A 2,683-nucleotide genomic window follows, 5' to 3' on the forward strand; every position below is an offset into this window, starting at 1 on the left:
CTAAAAGTTTCGTCTCTAAAGTTGCTTTTTGATAGCTTTTTTTTCGCCAGTGTTCATTTTGTGTTTTCATAAGTGACTATAATTAAAGGTTTAATTTTTAGTCAACCTATTTCAGGAAAGTTCATTTTTCAGCTTGCAGGTAACGGTTGTGTATAAGAATAGTAGGGCGGAAAAAAAGCGACTACCATTCGGATGAACACAAGCCGAATTTTTAAATTTTTCTTATTATCTTTTTTCTCAATAAGCCAAATTTAAAAATTTGGCGACCTTGCAAAAGTGCTATTGCCTTTGGGTTAAGCACTCATTGCCCTATTATTTTTATACGTTGTTGTCTTTAGTGCTTTCCGCACAGTTTGGTTTTTACAATCCAAATCCGAACGGTTTTTTACCTTTAATTCCACTATTTAATTCGGATGGAATTTTCCAAATGTCCATCTTAATTGGCCAATCAGTTTTATATCCTTCGTCAGTTGGAACAAACTCAAATTTACTCGTTTTAAAATCGTCTTTTTTAAATCTCTCCACGATTTTTTGAAGAAGATGCCAAACGTCTGCTTGATAATCTTCAATCGTTTCTGCTGTATAATCGTAATAATAATCAGGTTCCGCTTTCCAGAAAATCATACAAGCAGTTCCTTTATCACATTTTAGGCTTTCAATTATCCAATTCAAAACGATTGTTCCGTCGTCCCAATTATAATTATCAGCGAGATAATATTGTTCCGCTGAATTTAGGGTCTGAAATTTTTTAAAATCGGGAATAGTTTCTTCGTCGTTTTCAATATCATCGTCAAATGAGAATTCGATGAAATTCTTTTTAATCAGCAATATTTTGTGCGGACGAATTATCACTTATTTTAATTCGAGTTTAGCGTTTTCATTCTCGTTTATCATCTCAATAATTGTAGGGAATTCTATTAGTTCCGATTTACTCTTTTGGCTATTTACCCAAATCAGTTTGTAATCTTCATCGCAATCGTGAACTCCAAATCCACCACGCAAAACATCATTGAACGCATTTAAATTTCTTCCAATTTTCCAATCCAATCCTTTGGTCATTTTTCGCTCAACTTCATCGTAAAATTCGACAAGATTTGAGAAATTATTTCCGTTAATTTTGATGGTTAGCATTTTTTTCAGCATTAAAGACAACGTGTTTGTGTATGATTAGTTGCGTGGTTAAGCAACTAATTTAGCAAACTTTTACGAACCTGAGAATATTCCGAAGGAATATTCCAGATGAGCACTTACAAAGCAATTAATTATACACGGTGTTAGCTACAGTATTTTCTTGTTATTAAATCAATTAAACCTTTATGAAAATTAATAATTGATTCTGCACTTTCAGTATTTTTTTCATATTTTAAAGAGAATACAGTTCGGATTGAGTATTTCTCATTTTTTTGTTTACCAAATGTGTTAAGTTCAAAAGTTGTGTTTTCAATAAGTTCATTTAAGTTTAATTTCATAATTAAGTACTCAATATTTTCTTTAAATAAATTATCAGCAGATTTAATATCCCAATTTCGTTTTTTAAATAAAATCAGTTTACTTAAGTGGTCAATTGTTTTTATTTCAAATTCAGGGATTTTTTGATTATTTGACTTATCGATTTTGAATTCTGCAGTATCTGAATTCCCAAAATCATATAAGATGTTCATATTGAAATTCTTATAAAGTATTTTTAATCTATATTTAGAAATATGGACAAATGAACCAATTTCGCCACCAACTTTATAATCTTCGTGTTCAAATACACCATTACAATTTTTACAAATACGTTTTAATTCAGTCTCTGGGTTCATATTGTAGCTAACGTCTCTGTATACTAACAGTGCGAGGGAGAATGGCATTAGCCATTCGGTTGAGCCTCGAGCTGATTTTTACAAATTCCGCTTTTTATTTTTTTCTGCAATAAGTCGGATTTGTAAAAATTCGGCGACGTAAAAAAGTGCCTTCATTTTTAATTTAGCGACTAATCTCGCATTGTTTGTATACTTTGTTGTGCAACGTTGTTCTGCGTTCTGTTTATTCAGTCTCTACTTTCCCATTCGTTGGTATTCACATCGTATTCGTTAATGTGCCATCCATCGAGTGAGTAAGAAAGATTAAATTCTCCATTTGATTTATTCACAATATAATCAAAATCTTTAAATTTAAATTGGTCGAAATATTGAGGTAATTCCGTTTCGTTTTTCAGTTCAGCGAGTGAGTTTGGATAACGTTGAAAATCAGTTTTATATTTTTGTATTTTTATTACAGTCAAATCAGCTTTACGTTGATTATATTCATTCTTTAGTCGAGCAAATAATAAACAAAAAAGTAATCCGAAAAATATTGTCGTATAAATCTGAATTGAATATTTGAATTTTTTACTCGGCTTTTTCCAAATAATCAAAAGCACAATAAAAATTGGCGTGCAAATTCCAAATATAATAAGCAAATTAAAAAATCCGAATATTGTTCCCAATCCGAAGTATAATCCGATTAAAATTGCAAAAAATAAAATTAGAAGCCAATTTTTCAATTTAGTTCACGGTTTTTTTTCAATGTTGCACAACGTGATTGTATATGGAAAGTTGCGGGTTTGCGTGCGAGGATTTTCCGAAGGAAAATCAGACGTAGCAAACGTGCAACGACCTTTAAATTTAGCCTAAAAAAGCAATTTTTTATATACGTTGTT

The 2,683-nt window shown here is 30.9% G+C and carries 4 protein-coding genes; all 4 read right to left on the reverse strand.

All coding sequences use genetic code 11. The features are described 5' to 3' along the window. Window positions 1-360 precede the first annotated feature (360 nt). Complete coding sequence (locus GB234_RS14925) at window positions 361-828, reverse strand: DUF4274 domain-containing protein (protein ID WP_172966909.1); 468 nt, start codon at window positions 826-828, stop codon at window positions 361-363. A gap of 24 nt (window positions 829-852) precedes the next feature. Beyond that, window positions 853-1,131 carry a barstar family protein gene (locus GB234_RS14930; RefSeq protein WP_151895377.1) on the reverse strand — a complete coding sequence of 93 codons (279 nt, stop codon included), beginning with the start codon at window positions 1,129-1,131 and terminating at the stop codon, window positions 853-855. A 143-nt stretch (window positions 1,132-1,274) separates the two neighbouring features. Next, window positions 1,275-1,853 carry a hypothetical protein gene (locus tag GB234_RS14935; RefSeq protein ID WP_151895378.1) on the reverse strand — a complete coding sequence of 193 codons (579 nt, stop codon included), beginning with the start codon at window positions 1,851-1,853 and terminating at the stop codon, window positions 1,275-1,277. Between the two features lie 179 nt (window positions 1,854-2,032). Then, window positions 2,033-2,527, reverse strand: a complete 495-nt coding sequence (locus GB234_RS14940) for an O-antigen ligase family protein (protein WP_151895379.1) — start codon at window positions 2,525-2,527, stop codon at window positions 2,033-2,035. Window positions 2,528-2,683 lie beyond the last annotated feature (156 nt).

The sequence above is a fragment of the Patiriisocius marinistellae genome, from assembly GCF_009014635.1.
Taxonomy (GTDB): Bacteria; Bacteroidota; Bacteroidia; order Flavobacteriales; family Flavobacteriaceae; genus Patiriisocius; species Patiriisocius marinistellae.

Coding starts and splice junctions, on each gene's coding strand:
- GB234_RS14935 (WP_151895378.1), bottom strand. CDS start 1,853: ATGCCATTCTCCCTCGCACTGTTAGTATACAGAGACGTTAGCTACAAT.
- GB234_RS14930 (WP_151895377.1), bottom strand. CDS start 1,131: ATGCTAACCATCAAAATTAACGGAAATAATTTCTCAAATCTTGTCGAA.